At 74.2% G+C, this 15,520-nt stretch carries 10 protein-coding genes, 2 tRNA genes and 2 pseudogenes; 6 read left to right on the plus strand and 8 right to left on the minus strand.

Annotated features, from left to right (window positions below; translation table 11 throughout):
- Positions 1-108 precede the first annotated feature (108 nt).
- Positions 109-339, minus strand: a complete 231-nt coding sequence (locus NPS70_RS22660; protein WP_256526212.1) for a hypothetical protein — start codon at positions 337-339, stop codon at positions 109-111.
- A gap of 223 nt (positions 340-562) precedes the next feature.
- Between NPS70_RS22660 and NPS70_RS22665 the strand changes: the two genes are divergently transcribed.
- Together NPS70_RS22665 and NPS70_RS22670 are read left to right on the plus strand one after the other, a co-directional pair.
- Positions 563-1,021, plus strand: a complete 459-nt coding sequence (locus NPS70_RS22665) for a MarR family winged helix-turn-helix transcriptional regulator (RefSeq protein ID WP_256526213.1) — start codon at positions 563-565, stop codon at positions 1,019-1,021.
- A gap of 9 nt (positions 1,022-1,030) precedes the next feature.
- Complete coding sequence (locus NPS70_RS22670) at positions 1,031-2,626, plus strand: MDR family MFS transporter (protein ID WP_256526214.1); 1,596 nt, start codon at positions 1,031-1,033, stop codon at positions 2,624-2,626.
- A gap of 278 nt (positions 2,627-2,904) precedes the next feature.
- On the opposite strand, the gene NPS70_RS22675 is transcribed toward NPS70_RS22670, so the two are convergent.
- The 3 genes from NPS70_RS22675 to NPS70_RS22685 form a co-directional block, all read right to left on the minus strand.
- Positions 2,905-3,888 carry an amidohydrolase family protein gene (locus tag NPS70_RS22675; protein ID WP_256526215.1) on the minus strand — a complete coding sequence of 328 codons (984 nt, stop codon included), beginning with the start codon at positions 3,886-3,888 and terminating at the stop codon, positions 2,905-2,907.
- 197 nt (positions 3,889-4,085) lie between these two features.
- Positions 4,086-4,982 (minus strand): DUF2797 domain-containing protein, encoded by an 897-nt coding sequence (locus NPS70_RS22680; RefSeq protein ID WP_374212043.1) that lies wholly within the window; start codon positions 4,980-4,982, stop codon positions 4,086-4,088.
- Between the two features lie 311 nt (positions 4,983-5,293).
- A complete protein-coding gene (locus tag NPS70_RS22685) occupies positions 5,294-6,106 on the minus strand; it encodes a DUF6551 family protein (protein ID WP_256526217.1) in 813 nt (270 codons plus the stop codon).
- A 299-nt stretch (positions 6,107-6,405) separates the two neighbouring features.
- Between NPS70_RS22685 and NPS70_RS22690 the strand changes: the two are divergent.
- A pseudogene (locus NPS70_RS22690) lies at positions 6,406-6,652 on the plus strand (hypothetical protein); the annotation flags it as partial.
- Positions 6,653-6,884: 232 nt separating this feature from the next.
- Positions 6,885-7,175, plus strand: a pseudogene (locus NPS70_RS22695) (tyrosine-type recombinase/integrase); the annotation flags it as partial.
- An 81-nt stretch (positions 7,176-7,256) separates the two neighbouring features.
- Here the strand turns inward: NPS70_RS22695 and NPS70_RS22700 are convergent.
- Together NPS70_RS22700 and NPS70_RS22705 are read right to left on the minus strand one after the other, a co-directional pair.
- Positions 7,257-7,329: transfer RNA gene (locus NPS70_RS22700), tRNA-Arg, on the minus strand.
- 345 nt (positions 7,330-7,674) lie between these two features.
- Positions 7,675-7,765 (minus strand) — tRNA-Ser (locus tag NPS70_RS22705).
- A gap of 200 nt (positions 7,766-7,965) precedes the next feature.
- Here NPS70_RS22705 and NPS70_RS22710 point away from each other — a divergent pair.
- The gene (locus NPS70_RS22710; protein WP_256526218.1) at positions 7,966-8,445 is read left to right on the plus strand and encodes an SSI family serine proteinase inhibitor; all 480 of its coding nucleotides are present in this window, start codon (positions 7,966-7,968) and stop codon (positions 8,443-8,445) included.
- A 195-nt stretch (positions 8,446-8,640) separates the two neighbouring features.
- Positions 8,641-12,684, plus strand: a complete 4,044-nt coding sequence (locus tag NPS70_RS22715; RefSeq protein ID WP_256526219.1) for a PAS domain-containing protein — start codon at positions 8,641-8,643, stop codon at positions 12,682-12,684.
- Between the two features lie 93 nt (positions 12,685-12,777).
- Here the strand turns inward: NPS70_RS22715 and NPS70_RS22720 are convergent, their stop codons facing one another.
- Positions 12,778-14,424 carry a long-chain fatty acid--CoA ligase gene (locus tag NPS70_RS22720; RefSeq protein ID WP_256526287.1) on the minus strand — a complete coding sequence of 549 codons (1,647 nt, stop codon included), beginning with the start codon at positions 14,422-14,424 and terminating at the stop codon, positions 12,778-12,780.
- A 200-nt stretch (positions 14,425-14,624) separates the two neighbouring features.
- The gene (locus NPS70_RS22725; RefSeq protein WP_256526220.1) at positions 14,625-15,179 is read right to left on the minus strand and encodes a SigE family RNA polymerase sigma factor; all 555 of its coding nucleotides are present in this window, start codon (positions 15,177-15,179) and stop codon (positions 14,625-14,627) included.
- Between the last annotated feature and the right edge of the window lie 341 nt (positions 15,180-15,520).

Genomic DNA, 15,520 nt, shown 5'->3' on the forward strand with positions numbered 1-15,520 from the left:
CCGCCGCGGCGCGGCCCCCGCAGGGGCCGGCCGTCGCCGCGCAGGGCGCACGGGGGCGGTGCCCCGCCTGTTCGGGGGGCGGGGCGCCGCCCCCTGCCGGCCCGCGTTTCAGGCCAGGGCCAGCCAGGCCACCGCGCCCAGCACCAGCACCACGGCGACGACGCCGAGGATGAGGCCCGTCCGCGACGAGGACGGGGTGGCGGGGGAGGCGGCAGGGGTCGCGGCGTGTCCCTGCGGGGCGCCCTCGTCGACGAACGCGCGGAACATCTGCGTGCTGCCCGCGGGGTCGTGGGTGCCCTCGGGGCCCTGGTTCTGCGGAGCATGGGGGTTGTGTGCCATGGGCCAGGACACTAGCGAACGGCGCTCCGGCGCCCAACCCCGGGCGGTCCGGATCCGGGCCGCCGCTCCTCGTGGTGGGGGCGCTGCCCGCCCATGGGCTTCCCATGACCCGTGCCAGGCCAAGGCTTAGGGCTTCCTTTACCCGTTCCGGGCCGTTTTCGTTTGCCTGTAGCAACCAAACTCTTCTATCGTTGCCCTAAGCAACAAGATGGGGAGTGGAGCGATGGCCGAGAGGAGCCAGTACGAGGACCTGGCGCGGCAGATCAGTGCCGTGGGCGCCGTGAAACGGGCGCTCGCCCGCCTGCTGCCCGCCGAGTGCCCCGCCGGCTCCGCGGCCGTGCTCTCCCTGGTCGACCGCCACGGCGACATGCGTCTGCGCCGGCTCGCCGAGCTGCTCGCCGTCGACATGTCGGTGACCAGCCGGCACGTCGCCCATGCCGTGGACCGGGGCTGGCTGGAGCGGCTGCCCGACCCGGGCGACGGCCGCTCCCGCATCCTGCGGCTCACCCCCGCGGGCCGGGACCTCCTCGACGGCCTCGGGCGCCGCACGGCGGACCTCTTCGCCCACCACCTCGGGGACTGGACCGACGACGAGGTCGGACAGCTCAACGCCCTGCTGGCCCGTCTCCGGGAATCCCTCGGCGACTGCCGGGCCCACGCCACCCGTACACCGACCACGTAAAGGAAGCCCATGGCTACGACCACACCGTCCGGTGTGCGGGGCGGCCACGCCGAGCACGGCGGCGCCGACGCCCCCGGCGGCGGCGCCCCGATGACCCACCGGCAGATCATGGAGGCGCTGTCCGGGCTCCTGCTCGGCATGTTCGTCGCGATCCTGTCGTCGACGATCGTCTCCAACGCCCTGCCCGAGATCATCGGCGACCTCGGCGGCGGCCAGAGCGCCTACACCTGGGTCGTCACCGCCTCGCTGCTGGCGATGACGGCGACCACCCCGCTCTGGGGCAAGCTCGCCGACCTGTTCTCCAAGAAGCTGCTGGTCCAGCTGGCCCTGATCGTCTACGTGCTGGGCTCGGTGGTCGCCGGGCTGTCGACGAGTTCGGGCATGCTGATCGCCTGCCGCGTGGTCCAGGGCATCGGGGTCGGCGGCCTCTCCGCCCTCGCCCAGATCGTCATGGCCGCGATGATCTCCCCGCGGGAGCGCGGCCGCTACTCCGGCTACCTCGGTGCGACCTTCGCCGTCGCCACCGTCGGCGGACCGCTGCTGGGCGGCGTCATCACCGACACCGACTGGCTCGGCTGGCGCTGGTGCTTCTACGTCGGCGTGCCGTTCGCGGTCATCGCGCTCGTCGTGCTCCAGAAGACGCTCAAGCTGCCCGTCGTGAAGCGGGAGGTCACGGTCGACTGGTGGGGCGCCTCGCTGATCAGCGCCTCCGTCTCGCTGCTGCTCGTGTGGGTCACCTTCGCGGGCGACAAGTACGCCTGGGCGTCCTGGCAGACGGCGGCCATGGTCGGCGGATCCGTGGCGCTCGGAGCCCTGTTCGTCCTCGTGGAGTCCAGGGCGAGCGACCCGATCATCCCGCTGCGCCTCTTCCGCAACCGGACGATCACGCTGGCCTCGCTGGCCTCGCTCTTCGTCGGCGTCGCGATGTTCGCCGGCACCGTCTTCTTCAGCCAGTACTTCCAGCTGGCCCGGGGCGAGTCGCCGACGATGTCCGGAGTGCTGACCATCCCGATGATCGGCGGCCTGTTCGTCTCCTCGACCGTCTCCGGTCTGGTCATCACCCGCACCGGCCGGTGGAAGGCCTGGCTGGTCGGCGGCGGCGTCCTCGTCACGGCGGGACTGGGCCTCCTCGGCGGCATCCGCTACGACACCCCGTACTGGCACGTGGCCGTGTTCATGGCCGTCATGGGCCTGGGCATCGGCATGATGATGCAGAACCTCGTGCTGTGCACGCAGAACCAGGTGCCCCCGCAGGACCTCGGCGCGGCGAGCTCGGTCGTCACCTTCTTCCGCTCGCTCGGCGGCGCGGTCGGCGTCTCGGCGCTCGGCGCGGTGCTGGGCACCAAGGTCACCGACTACGTGGGGGAGGGCCTGCGGAAGCTGGGCCCGGAGGCCGCCGCGCTCGGCCACGGCGGCACCGGAGGCGGGGGCATTCCCGACCTGGACGCGCTGCCGGAGCCGGTGCGCCTGGTGGTGGAGGACGCCTACGGCCACGGCGTCGGCGACGTCTTCCTCTACTCCGCCCCCTTCGCCCTGCTCGCCCTGCTGGTGACGCTGTTCATCAAGGAGGTCGCGCTGAAGACGCACCACGGCGAGGAGGGCTGAGACCGGCCGCGGGGGCGTTGCCCCCGCGGCACCTCCCCGCCCGGGGCGGGGGGAGAAGACCACCGGAGCGGACGCGCGACCGTAGCGGATGCGCGCGCCCCTCGGGTGGAGACGGGCCCCGGGACGGGCGCGGCGGGCAGGGGACGGCCGGCCGCCCCGGCCCGGGGCCCGTACACGTCGGGGCGGACCAGGACGGCGGGACGGCGCCGGCGGCTGACCGCCCTCCGGCCGCCGCCTCCCGACCGCCCGGCCCGGCGCCCCGCGGCGCGCCGCCCTCCTCAGCGGGACGGGCCGAGCAAGCGGGCCCCGTTGTCGTGGCAGACCGCCCGCAGCCAGTCCTCGCCCAGCTCCAGCCGCTCCAGGGCGTCCAGCTGGTGGAGGTAGGGGTAGGGGATGTTGGGGAAGTCCGTCCCCAGCACGATCCGGTCCCCCAGGTCGGCGAGGCGCCCCCGCTCCTTCACGGGGAAGGGCGCCAGCGCCTCGCTGAAGTCGGTGAAGGCGACCGTGGTGTCCAGGTGGACCTCCGCGTAGCGCTCGGCCAGGTCCAGGAACTCCCCGTACTCCGGCATGCCCATGTGCGCGACCACCAGCCGGAGCCCCGGATGCCGGGCCAGCAGCCGGCCCACCGGGCCGGGCCCGGTGTACCTCCCGGGCGCCGGGCCGGACCCGCAGTGGACGACCACGGGGACGCCCGCGTCCGCGATGTCGCCCCAGGCCGCGTCCAGCAGGGGGTCGTCCGGGGCGTAGTCCCCCACCTGCACGTGCGCCTTGAAGACCCGCGTCCCGCCCTCCAGGGCCTCCCGCACGTAGCGCTCCGCCCCGTCCTCGGGGAAGAGCGTCGCGGTGCGTGCGCAGTCGGGGACCCGCTCGGCGAAGTCCGCGGCCCAGGCGTTCAGCCACTCGGCCATGCCCGGCTTGTGCGGGTAGACCATCGAGGTGAAGGTGCGTACGCCGAACGCCCGGAGCAGCGCGACGCGTTCGTCCTCCTCGTGCCGGTAGGTGATGGGCCACTCCAGGCCGGTCAGCGGGCCGGCGGCGTCGAAGTAGGCCCACACCTTGCGCATCACCCGCTCCGGCATGAAGTGCGTGTGGACGTCCACCAGCCCGGGCAGCCCCAGACGCGTCCAGAAGCGCCGCACACCGGCCGTCTCCCCGCCGGACGCCGGTGGGGCGGCCCCCTCCCCGGAGACCCGCACGCCCTCCCGGTCCCGCACACCGTCCCCCGCGGGCCGCGGTTCCCCGGCCCCCGTCCCGTTCGCCATCCGTACCCCTCCCGGACCCTGCGCCCCTGCGGCGCCCGTGATCGGCCCGCCGTGAGGGGGAGCCGGAGCCGGCCTCCCCGCGGCGGACGCACCCGGCCGTCCTACCACCCGGTCCGGCGGCCGTGGCGGGCAGCCCCTCCACTCCCGCCCGGCGGCCCGCGCCGCGCCCCGGTGACACCCCGGAAGCTGGGGAACCGTCAGAACAGGCCCTCCTGGCCCGCTCCCTCCGCCGCGGCGGAGGCGGGCAGCGGGGCGAGGGGCACCCGGATCCCCTCGCCTGCATCCGCTCCCGTGAGCGCCCAGCCCGTCACCAGGCGCGTGTCCAGCACCACGATCCGGTCGCCGCCCGTGCGCGGGTCGTCCGCACGCAGGTACAGGTCCGGACCGGCCGCCGCGGCCAGGCGCCCGGCGACGACTCCGCCGTCCACCAGCTCCCGCACCGACGCCGCCGCCACCGGCAGCCCGTCGAGCCCGAACAGCCGGCTGTGGTCGACCACCCGGCACTCCAGCCGCTCCAGCGTCTCCGCCCAGCCGTCGAACCCGGCGGCGCGCGCGTGCAGACGCGCCACCTCCGCGCGCCGCTCGCCCACCGGAGGCAGAGCGGACCGCAGGACCCGCTTGCGCGCGTACGGGACCCGGTCCGGCACCCCGAGCGCGGCCCGCAGCAGCTCCTCCGTCCGCCGGGCGGCCATCAACGGCCCTCGGCCCAGCCAGGTGTACGCCACCGCGCCCTGCTCGCGGAGCCGCGCGGCCCCGCGCTCCTCCGCGGTGATGCCGACCTTCACCACCCCGGGGCCGAACCAGGCCAGGTAGACCCGGAAGGTGCGGGGATCGTCGGGGACCCCGTCCGCCGCCACCGAGAACGCCCGGTCGAGGCGGGAGCACTCCGGGCAGCGTGCCCCCGCGGCGCGCGCGGGCACCGGGGCGCCCACCGGGCAGGGCGCGGCCCGTGCGCCGACGCAGGAGCGCCCGCCCACGACGCGGAAGCCGATCGGCCGACCGGGATCCAGCACGCTGACCCGGCCGCCCTCCCAGCGCAGCACCGCCCCGGGGCCTTCCTCCGGCCACCCGAGCCCGGCACACCGCCACGCCACCCGCACCCACCGCCTCCGACGGGGGCCCCGCACCGTGCGAGGGCCCTCAGTGGAGGCTAAGGCCTGTCCCGCGCTACCGGGTGGGCGCGACGACGGCCACGGCACCCCGCCGCGTTGCCGCATGGCCCGCACGCACCCGGCACGAAGGCGACCCTCCGCCGGGGGGCGCACGGGATTCCGGGGCCGCACGTCGACCCACGGGATCGCGGGCCGCTCCTCGGCTGCCACGTCCGACAGCCCTGAGTCGGATGACGGCGCCCGGCGCGGGCGGCCGCGGCCGCGCAGTCGCCGGACGGGGGCTGTGGAGTGGGCTATGCCTCAATGCGCTTGCTGGCAGTGCGGCCATGGTTCCAAGCGTCGACCACCAACTTGTAGGCAGTACTGGTACGGGAGCCGGTGCCACTGTTGTTGAATCCTCCGCGCGACGATCGGCTCAGGATCTCGGATCGCCACTTGGCGGCAGTGCCCATCTTCTGGATTTTCTTGGCCAGTTCGGCGTCGTTCACCAGGTCACCCCAACGGCCGATGAACTGACCGATGCCACCGAGAAGCATGCCGTCCCAGCTCTCCGCGGCACGACCCCAAGCCTCCTCCGCGATCGTCAAAGTGCGGTCGAAGACGGACGCGCCGTAGCGGTCAGTGATCTGGAGCACGCCGGACACGGCCCCCACACTGTTGGTGGAAGACGATCCGAGGGACAGCCCGTGCTTCTTGAGGATGCGATCCGTGTCCACGAACAGGGGCACGCCGCCGGTGAGCCCCACGTGATACTCGTCAATGGGGCGCGGCTTGTGCGACTCTCGGTTCTTGATCAGAAACAGGATCGCCTCTTGGGGCTGAGTGAGCCCTTCGTGGACGTCGGCGCGGATGGTGGTGATGCCGGCCAGGACGGAGGCGCGCCAACGGTGTTGGCCATCAACGATGTACAGGTCCCCGTCGTCTCTCCTGGAGACGATGATCGAGCCGATCGCCTCTCGAACCAGGTTGTTCGCTATGTTCTGTGCTCGCCGCTCGTTGAGCGTGCGCTGCGCCTGCGGATCGATGTTGAGGTCGGAAACGGAAACCTCTTGTCCGTACTCCACCTTGTGGGCTGGAAGCTCGAAGGTGTACCGAGCTTTGGGCATGGTTGTGCCTTCCTGCGCTGTGATCAGGGGATATTCGGCTAAGCCGGGATGTGGGGACCAGCGCGTCCACTCATCTAACCATCCGTCACATAAGCGCCACAATCAGCGAGTTCACAGAAGGCTCCTCCCGATCTCCCAGTGCCCAGCTGAGCCAACCCCGCCCCGCCAGCCACTCGCCCCACCTCCCATCCCGTCTGCTCGGCTTGTCCTGGGGCGACGGCAGACGGGACGGGAGTTTCCCGTCCCCAACCACATTCGGCCGGCTCCCCGAGGGCTTTCACCGAAACACGAGAGCCACGATGCCCCGAGGTCGTGCTCCTGTAGACGCCGGTCAGCCGTCCACCTTGACCCGCTGCTCGGCCATGGAGGCGTTCGGGTTGACCGTCCCACCGCCCCGGTGGCGGCTTGCGGTCGCCCGGATGGCAGGCCGCGCGGTTCCCGAGTCCCGTGCCCCGCACGTCCTTCGGCTCTGGCCGCTCCGGACCGGCCTCGTCCTACCTCGGGAGGCTGCGCCCTGGTCAGGACGCCTTCGGCGTGAGCGCCTCGCGAGCGCCCGGCTACGGCAGCCCGTCACCAGGTGCGTCCCCTCTGCGCACAGGGCAAGGACGCGAAATGGGACGCTGACCGTCGAAAGTGCCGCGCGGTCGGGGAGTGCTGCGAGGCGTGCCCGTCACGCCGGGTGATCCTCACTGACCACCGCGCGGCTCAGGAACGGGAGCGCAAGATCGCCGGGCAGAAGTGGCGGGCGGCGCCGGGGTAGCCTGCGGAACTCGTCTTCACCACGTCCGCGGGCAGGGTGATCGATCCGCGCGGCCTGAACAGGATGCTGACCATCCTGTGCCGTGACGCGAAGGTTCGGCGCGTACGTGTGCACGACCTGCGCCACACGTGCGCTTCCCTGCTGCTCGCCCAGGGAGTGGACGCGCGCACGATCATGGAGACGCTGGGGCACAGCACGATCACCATGACGCTCGACACCTACGCGCACGTGATGGGCACAACGCTCCGGGCCGCCGCCGATCGGATGGACGACGCGTCGGGCCCGGAGACCGACGAGGACACTGCCTGATCGGCTCCGTCCGGCAGCGTTGATGTCACCCGTTGATGTCAGAGGCCCCCTGGACGATGTCCAGGGGGCCTCTGAGCTGTGTGCACTCGGCAGGATTCGAACCTGCAACCTTCTGATCCGTAGTCAGATGCTCTATCCGTTAAGCTACGAGTGCTTGTGCTTCCCGGGCTTTTCCGCCCGGTCGGCGTTGCGGGAACAACATTACATGACCTGCGCCGTCACGCGAAATCCATTAGGTGAACCCGTTCTGACCTGGGCAAACGTCCATACGATCAGCTGACGTCTTCCGTGTGGCACCCCGGCCCGGTGGGCTTCTTCGTGACCCGTCCGGAGTACTCGACGGACAGGGAGGGGTGAGCGCCGGACCCGGTGCGGTGGCCGTCCCTCTCCGGCGCGTGGTGACCGCAGGGCCGCCGCGCCGGCGGCTCGCGGGGGGAAGGCCGCCGGTGGCACCGGAACGGCCGAAGCCCCGGCCGGGGGCCGGGGCTTCGGTGTGGTGCGGAGGCGGAGGGATTTGAACCCTCGATGGGGGGTAAGCCCCAAACCGCATTAGCAGTGCGGCGCCATAGACCGGACTAGGCGACGCCTCCAGCCCACCCGCGTGAGCAGGTGGTGCGTGCAGATGATGACACAGCCGCACGGCCTGTCACCAATCGCCGTCCACGGTACTAGGAGCGCGGCCCGCAGAGCAAAGCCTTTGCCTGCGGTTGCGCAACGCCGCGCCCTGAGCAGCGTTAGAGATGCCGGGGCCTCCGCTCCCCGCCGGAACCGTGATCTCCCAGGAGCTCCCATGCTGCGCCGTCTCGCCCTCACCGCCGCCGTCTCGGCCGCCGCGCTCGGTGCGGCCGCACCCGCCCCCGCGGCGGTGGCCGACCCCCTGCCCCTGCCCCTGCCGGTCCTCGGCCTCACCGGCGACGCGCCCGGCTCGGCACGGACGGCGCCCGACGAGCTGACCGTGGTGGTCTCCAGGACGGGCTACGCCCGGACGGACGGCCGGTACCGCCTGGAGTGCGACCCGGTGGGAGGCACCCATCCGGCGGCCCGCTCGGCCTGCGCGCGCCTGGACGAGATCGCCCGGAGCGGACGGGACCCCTTCGCCCCGGTCCCGCGCGGGCGGATGTGCACGCAGCAGTACGGCGGCTCGGCGACCGCGCGGATCACCGGCACCTGGCAGGGCCGGCCCGTCGACGCCTCCTTCGACCGATCGAACGGCTGCGAGATCTCCCGCTGGCGGTCACTGGAGCCCGTCCTTCCGAACACCGGGCCGTAGCCCGTCCTTCCGGACACCGGGCCGCAGCACGCCGATGTACACCGCCCGTACACAAGCCGACGGAGGGCTCCCCCTCATCCACCGGCCAGGCCCCGGCGGCAGCGCTTAGACTCCCTCAGTGACAGGCCGGGGCCCGAGGGGCAAGATGGGACCGGCCGTCCGCACTAGGCAGTAGGTCAGGGAGGAACCGTCGTCGTGAGCAGCAGGCCATCCCGAGGCGCTGCTCGCCTCGCAGCCATACTCGACGCCCTCCCCGACGGGCTCGTCCTGGTCAACGCCAACGGCACCGTCGTCAACGCCAATGCCATCGCGCTCGACCTCTTCGAGGCGCCCGGCACGGCCCTGGTCGGCCGCGGGCTGCTCGACCTCGTGCCCGGCTTCGACTCCCAGCTGATCCCCGGCTCGATGCGCCGTCCGGACGTCGCGGACTCCCGCGGGCGCACCAAGCCCACCCGGATGATCGCCCGGCGGACCGACGGCAGCGAGTTCCCCGTCGAGGTGACGAGCGCCGGACTGGACGGCCGCGAGGCCTACGACTCGGCCGGCGGCTACACGGGGGACGAGCTGCTGATGCTCGTCGTCCGGGACCTGACCGGAACCCTCGACACCGAGGCGGAGCTGGCACGCTCGCAGCGGCAGACCGAGATGATCCTCCGGGCCGCCGCGGAGGGCGTCGTCGGGACCGACACCGACGGCCGGGTGGTCCTGGTGAACCCGGCCGCCGCGCAGATCCTGGGCTTCCGCGCCAGTGACCTGGGCGGGCACCAGCTCCACCCGCTCATCCTCCACTCCCGCGCGGACGGCGAGCCGTTCCCGTACAACGAGTCGCCGCTCGCCGACACCCTCAAGTCGGGGCGCAAGCACCGGGTGCGGGGGCAGGTCCTGTGGGCGAAGAACGGGGACCCGGTCTCCGTGGACCTCACCACGGCCCCGGTGCGGGACGGCGACCAGCTGGTCGGCGCGGTGATGACCTTCACCGACCGCAGGCCGTACGAGCAGCTCGCCGAACGGCACGCGGCGGAACTCGCCGAGACCACCGAGCGCCTGGGCGCCGAGCTCAAGGAGACCACCGAGCGCCTTACGGCCGAGCTCGAGGAGGCCACCGGGCGGCTGACGGCGGAACTCGACGCGGCCACCGAGAAGCACGAGGCCGAGCTGGCCGACAAGGCCGAGCGCTACAGCGCCGAGCTGGAGGCGGGCGCCGAGCGGTACGAGGAACTCGCCGGCCGCCACGCACAGCTCACCGCGGTCCTCGGGGAGTCCCTGCGCGGCCCCTTGGAGGAGCTGCGCGCCGAGCTCGCCACCCTGGCCGCCGACCCCGCCGGGCAGCTGTGGCCCGAGGCCAACCAGATCCTGCACCACCTCGCCGCCGGCTACTCCCGGATGACGACGCTGGTCGACAACGTGCTCGGCTACCAGCGACTGGACACCGGCGCGGAGCGCCTGGTGAAGGCGAAGGCCATGCTGGACGGCGTGGTCGCCGCGGGCGTCGAGGGCGCGGTGGAGCTGATCGGCCCCGGGCGGGCGCAGTTCGCGGTGCACGCTCCGCCGATCGAGGCGGAGGTGGACGGGCCCCGGCTGGCCACGGCCCTGGCGCATCTGGTGGCCGATGTGGCCGGTGTCGACTCGACCGGTCGCACCCGGCCCGCGCCGGGCGGCGGGTACGTGGACTCGACGATCGTGGTCGCCGCGGCGCAGCGGGGCGACGTGGTGCGCATCGAGGTCCGGGGGCCCTTCTCCGGTGGTGACCCGGTGCACGGGCCGATCGTGCGCGGGATCGTCGGCGCGCACGGGGGCGTGCTGCAGACGCACGAGGTGCCGGGCGCGGGCGGCAGCGCCTTCGTGCTGGAGCTGCCGCTCGGGGAGGGCGCGGGCACGGTGGCCCCGCCGCCGGCGCTGGAGCTGCCGGCGGCCCTGCCGGCCCAGCAGTCCGCCGAGCCGGTCGCGCCCGCCTCGCCGCGCAGTTCGGGCGGCGGGCGGCGACGGGCACGACGGGCTTCCACCGACGCCTTCCTCGACAGCCCGGTGGCGGCCGAGGACCCGGTGGCCGCGCGCCCGACCGGGCGGCGCCGGGCCCCGGGCCAGGAGCTGATCCCCTCCCAGGACGCGGCGCAGGAGGCGGCGGAGGGCGTCGCCCGCGGCGCGTCGGACGGCGGAACCGGTAGGCGGCGCGGACGCCCCAGTCCGGCCGAGGCCGCGGTTCCCGTACCGGGCGCCGCGCCGGCCGCCGAGGGCTCGGTCGTGACGGCGGCCGAGAGCGCCGGCGGACGGGCCGCGTTCGGTGAGACCGTGCCGCCGCAGGGTGTCCCGGTGGACGCGAACGGCCTGGCGGGGCCGCCGACGGGACGCCGGGCGCGCAGGGCCGTCGAGCCCGCGCGCACCGCGCTGCCGGAGCTGTCGGCGGCCCCCGCCGAGCCGGGAACCCCTCCCGGGCGGACCCAGGCGCCGGGTGCCGCCGACCGGCTGGTTCCCGCGGAGCAGGGGCGGCCCGGGCACCCGCAGCCCGGGGCGGCTGCACAGCCCGAGCTTCAGCCCGCGCAGTCCACGGGCCGCAGGGCGCGGCGCGCGCTGGCCGCGGCCCCGGTGGAGGCGGAGCCTGCCGTCCGCGCCCCCTTCGCGCTGCCGCCCGCCGACGCCGACCGCCCGGTGGCCCCGGGGCCGGACGCTGCGGAGCAGGCGGCCGCGGGCGGGCCGGAGTCCGCCCCTCCGCCGCGGTCCGACTCCGCGCCGCAGCCGACCCCGCCCGGGCCGTCCACCGCTCCCGCGCAGTCCGTCGCCACGGGGCGCCGTCGTGCGGTGGCGCCCCGGCAGCCGGGTGACGTGCCGGACACCGCCGCGGGCACCGCGGACGTCCCGGCGCCGTACGCGGCGGATCCCGCCGGCCCGGGGGCCGCGGACGCGACCGGTATGGAGGGTGGTGCCGACGGCGGGCATCGCGCCCTGGGTCCGGGGCCGGGTGCGGCCGCGTCCGGGGCGGGGCGGCAGGACAGCGGCTCGGTCTCGCTGCCGCTGCCGCGGGAGATGCCGTCGCCGCGGGCCGCCCAGCCGCTGCCCGCCGAGGCGCCGGCGCCCGCGGACTCCACGCAGGGGCGCGCGTTCAGCGTGCGCACCCTCGGCCAGGGCGTCCCCCTCGCGCAGCAGCTGACCCAGCAGCAGAGCCCGACGCCTCCGCCCACGGGCTCGGGACGCCGACGCAAGCTCGGCAACCGCCAGGACGCCGCCCTCCCCGGTCCGGGGGGCGCGGCGCCCCCGCAGATGCAGCCCCAGCCGCAGGCCGCCCCCGCGCCTGCACCGCCGGGCGCGGGGGTGCCCGCGCCGGGAGAGGCTCCCGCCGGGCCCGCCGGTCAGGGCCCCGCGACCGGGCAGCCCAGGCTCCCGGCCGACCGGTCGGAGGGACGCGCCTACGCCATAGGCGCCCCGGACGAGGGTGCCGAGGGGCCCGAGCCCCTGGACGGCCCGGGCGGTGCCGTGGAGGTCGCCAACCGGCCTCAGCCGCAGCCGGTCGACGACGAGCTGCCTCCCGAGCCCCTCGACAACCCGCGCCGCCTGCTGGTCTGGCCCGCTCCGGACGCCACCACCCAGCAGGCCCTCAGCGACCGGGGCTACCGGCCTGTCGTGGTGCACTCCCGGGAGGAGGTCGACGCCCAGATCGCTGCCTTCCCGGCGGCGCTGTTCGTCGATCCGCTGACCGGGCCGATCACGCGCACCGCGCTCCAGTCCCTGCGGACGGCAGCCGTGGCGGCCGAGGTGCCGGTGCTGGTGACCGCAGGGCTCGGGCAGGCGACCCGGGAGGCCGCGTACGGGGCGGACCCGGCGGTGCTGCTCAAGGCCCTGGCACCGCGGGACAGCGAGCAGCACCCGCCGCGGGTGCTGCTGATCGAGGAGCACGAGGAGATCGCGCTCGCGCTGACCGAGACCCTGGAGCGGCGCGGGATGCAGGTGGCCCGTGCGGACGCCGACGCCGACGCGGTGACGCTGGCCGGGCAGATGCGACCGAACCTCGTGGTCATGGACCTGATGCAGGTGCGGCGCAGGCGTGCCGGGATCGTCGACTGGCTCCGGGCGAACGGGCAGTTGAACCGCACGCCGCTGGTCGTCTACACCTCGGCCGGGCTGGACCCCGCCGAGCTGCCGAGGCTCGCCTCGGGGGAGACCGTCCTCTTCCTCGCGGAGCGGTCCACCAGCGCGGAGGTGCAGGCCCGCCTCGTGGACCTGCTGGCGAAGATCGGCACCAACTGAGCCCGGCACGGCCGGGACGGGTCACGGCACGCCGGAGGGGCCGGCGGTCCGTCCGCCGGCCCCTCGGGGCACCGTCCGCCGCGCGGGGCGGGGCTACAGCTCCGTCACGTCCAGTTCGCCGTCCGCGTACTGCCGCCGGATGACCTTCTTGTCGAACTTGCCGACGCTCGTCTTCGGCACGGCCGGGACCAGCGCCCAGCGCTCGGGCAGCTGCCACTTGGCTATCCGCTCGGCGAGGAACGCGCGGAGCACGGCGTAGTCCGCCGCGGCGCCCTCCCGGAGCACGACCGTCGCGAGGGGGCGCTCGCCCCACTTGTCGTCCGGGACGGCGACGACCGCGGCCTCGGCGACCTCGGGGTGCGCCATCAGGGCGTTCTCCAGCTCCACGCTGGAGATCCACTCGCCACCGGACTTGATGACGTCCTTGGCCCGGTCGGTCAGGGTCAGGTAGCCGTCCGGGCTGATCACACCGACGTCACCGGTCTTCAGCCAGCCGTCCTCGCTGAACTTGTCCGCGGGCCGGAGTTCCTCGCCGCCCGCTCCGCCGTAGTACGCACCGGCGATCCACGCGCCGCGCACCTCCAGCTCCCCGGCGGACTCCCCGTCCCAGGGGAGCCGCTCGCCACCGGGGCCGACGAGGCGCGCCTCCACCCCTGCGGGGAAACGGCCCTGGGTGACGCGGTACGGCCACTCCTCCTCGGCCGAGAGCCCGGCCGGGGGGTGGGCCATGGTGCCGAGCGGCGAGGTCTCGGTCATGCCCCAGGCGTGGCAGAGCCGCACTCCGAGCTTGTCGTACGCCTCCATGAGCGAGGGCGGGCAGGCGGCACCGCCGATGGTGACCTGCTTCATGGAGGACAGGTCGCGCGGGTTGGCGGTGACCTCGGCGAGGAGGCCCTGCCAGATGGTCGGGACGGCGGCGGCGTGGGAGGGCCGTTCGCGTTCGATCATCTCGGCGAGGGGCGCGGGCTGGAGGAAGCGGTCCGGCATCAGCATGTTGATGCCGGTCATGAAGGTGGCGTGGGGCAGACCCCAGGCGTTCACGTGGAACTGCGGCACCACGACGAGCGAGGTGTCCCGGTCGGTCAGGCCCATGGACTCGGCCATGTTGACCTGCATCGAGTGCAGGTAGATCGAGCGGTGCGAGTAGACGACGCCCTTGGGGTCGCCGGTGGTGCCGGAGGTGTAGCACATGGCGGCCGCGGAACGCTCGTCCAGCTCGGGCCAGTCGTAGGTGGTCGGGCGTCCCGCGATCAGGTCCTCGTACTCGTGGACCCGGGCGTCGGTGCCGGTCAGCAGCGAGCGGTCGCCCGGCCCGGCGACCACGACGTGCTCGACGGTGGGCAGGTGCGGCAGCAGAGGGGCGAGCAGGGGCAGCAGGGAGCCGTTGACGATGACCGCGCGGTCGGCGGCGTGGTTGACGATCCAGACGAGCTGCTCGGCGGGCAGCCGCAGGTTCAGCGTGTGCAGGACGGCGCCCATGGACGGGATGGCGAAGTACGCCTCGACGTGCTCGGCGTTGTTCCACATCAGCGTGGCGACGCGCTGGTCGCCGTCGATGCCGAGCTCGTCGCGTAGGGCGTTGGCCAGCTGGGTGGCGCGGCGGCCGACCTCGGCGAAGGTGCGTCGCTGCGGTTCCGCCTCACCGGTCCAGGTGGTGATCTGAGACGTCCCGTGGATCGACATCCCATGCTGAAGGATGCGGGTCACGGTCAGCGGTACGTCCTGCATGGTGCTCAGCACGGCGTCCTCCCGGTGGGCGCTGGCGCTACGTTGCGGCAAGTGGGAAGATTCTGCGCACATACTGAGCGGTATGTCACTACCCGGGAGTAATCAATCACTCGAAGCCCGGGGTGCGGCACACCGCCGGGGAACGCGGCACCGCACGGGGCGACCCGGCACCTCCGCCGCGCCCGGCGGACCGGGCGGCGCGCCGGGCGCCCTCAGGGCACCGGCCTGATCTCAGGGTCCTCCCGGAGCTTGCCGAGCGCCCGGGACACCGCGCTCTTGACCGTGCCCACGGACACGCCGAGCACCTCGGCGGTCTGCACCTCGCTCAGGTCCTCGTAGTAGCGCAGGACGACCATCGCCCGCTGCCGGTCGGGCAGCCGCGTCACGGCACGCCACATCGCGTCCCGCAGCGCCTGCTGCTCGGCCGGGTCCGCCGCGGGGGCCGTCTCGGGCTCGGGCGGCTCGTCGCAGGCGAACTCGTCCACCTTGCGCTTGCGCCACTGGGAGGTCCGCGTGTTCACCAGGGCGCGGCGGACGTAGCCGTCCAGCGCCCGGTGGTCCTCTATCCGCTCCCACGCCATGTACGTCTTGGTGAGCGCGGTCTGGAGCAGGTCCTCGGCATCGCTCGGGTTCGCGGTGAGCGACCGGGCGGTGCGCAGCAGCACGGGCCCCCGCGCCCGCATGTAGGACGAGAAGCAGGGGTAGCGCGTGTACGACGGCACCGGCGTGGCGGCCTGGGAGGCGCTCGTACAGACTGGCGTGGTCATGAGTCCACGCTAGGAGCGCCCCCGGCCCCACGGATCGGCCCCAGGGACCGAAGGCCCGTCCCCCTCAGGTTGTAGGTCCGGACCGCCCCGCACCTCCTGAAGGTGGAGGGCGCCCCCGAGGCCTCCACCTCCCGGCCGCGACCCGCAGCAGCCGGGTCGCCGCCGTCGCCGCGTGCGGCGCCCTCCCCTGTGGGGCACCGCACCGCGGACCGCCGCCCCGCCCCTTCGGCACCCCCTCCGGGGCGGCGCGGCTCCGCCCGGTCGCCGAGCGGGCCCCGTCGGCTGCTGCACCCCCTTTCCCCGGGCCCCTCGGCTTCCCGCGTCCGGCTTCCCGCGTCCCC

The sequence above is a fragment of the Streptomyces sp. C10-9-1 genome, assembly GCF_024497955.1.
Taxonomy (GTDB): Bacteria; Actinomycetota; Actinomycetes; order Streptomycetales; family Streptomycetaceae; genus Streptomyces; species Streptomyces sanyensis.

Bases quoted from the DNA above. Each gene is read 5' to 3' on its own strand.
- NPS70_RS22660 (WP_256526212.1), bottom strand. From the start codon at position 339: ATGGCACACAACCCCCATGCTCCGCAGAACCAGGGCCCCGAGGGCACC.
- NPS70_RS22665 (WP_256526213.1), top strand. From the start codon at position 563: ATGGCCGAGAGGAGCCAGTACGAGGACCTGGCGCGGCAGATCAGTGCC.
- NPS70_RS22670 (WP_256526214.1), top strand. From the start codon at position 1,031: ATGGCTACGACCACACCGTCCGGTGTGCGGGGCGGCCACGCCGAGCAC.
- NPS70_RS22675 (WP_256526215.1), bottom strand. From the start codon at position 3,888: ATGGCGAACGGGACGGGGGCCGGGGAACCGCGGCCCGCGGGGGACGGT.
- NPS70_RS22685 (WP_256526217.1), bottom strand. From the start codon at position 6,106: ATGCCCAAAGCTCGGTACACCTTCGAGCTTCCAGCCCACAAGGTGGAG.
- NPS70_RS22710 (WP_256526218.1), top strand. From the start codon at position 7,966: ATGCTGCGCCGTCTCGCCCTCACCGCCGCCGTCTCGGCCGCCGCGCTC.
- NPS70_RS22725 (WP_256526220.1), bottom strand. From the start codon at position 15,179: ATGACCACGCCAGTCTGTACGAGCGCCTCCCAGGCCGCCACGCCGGTG.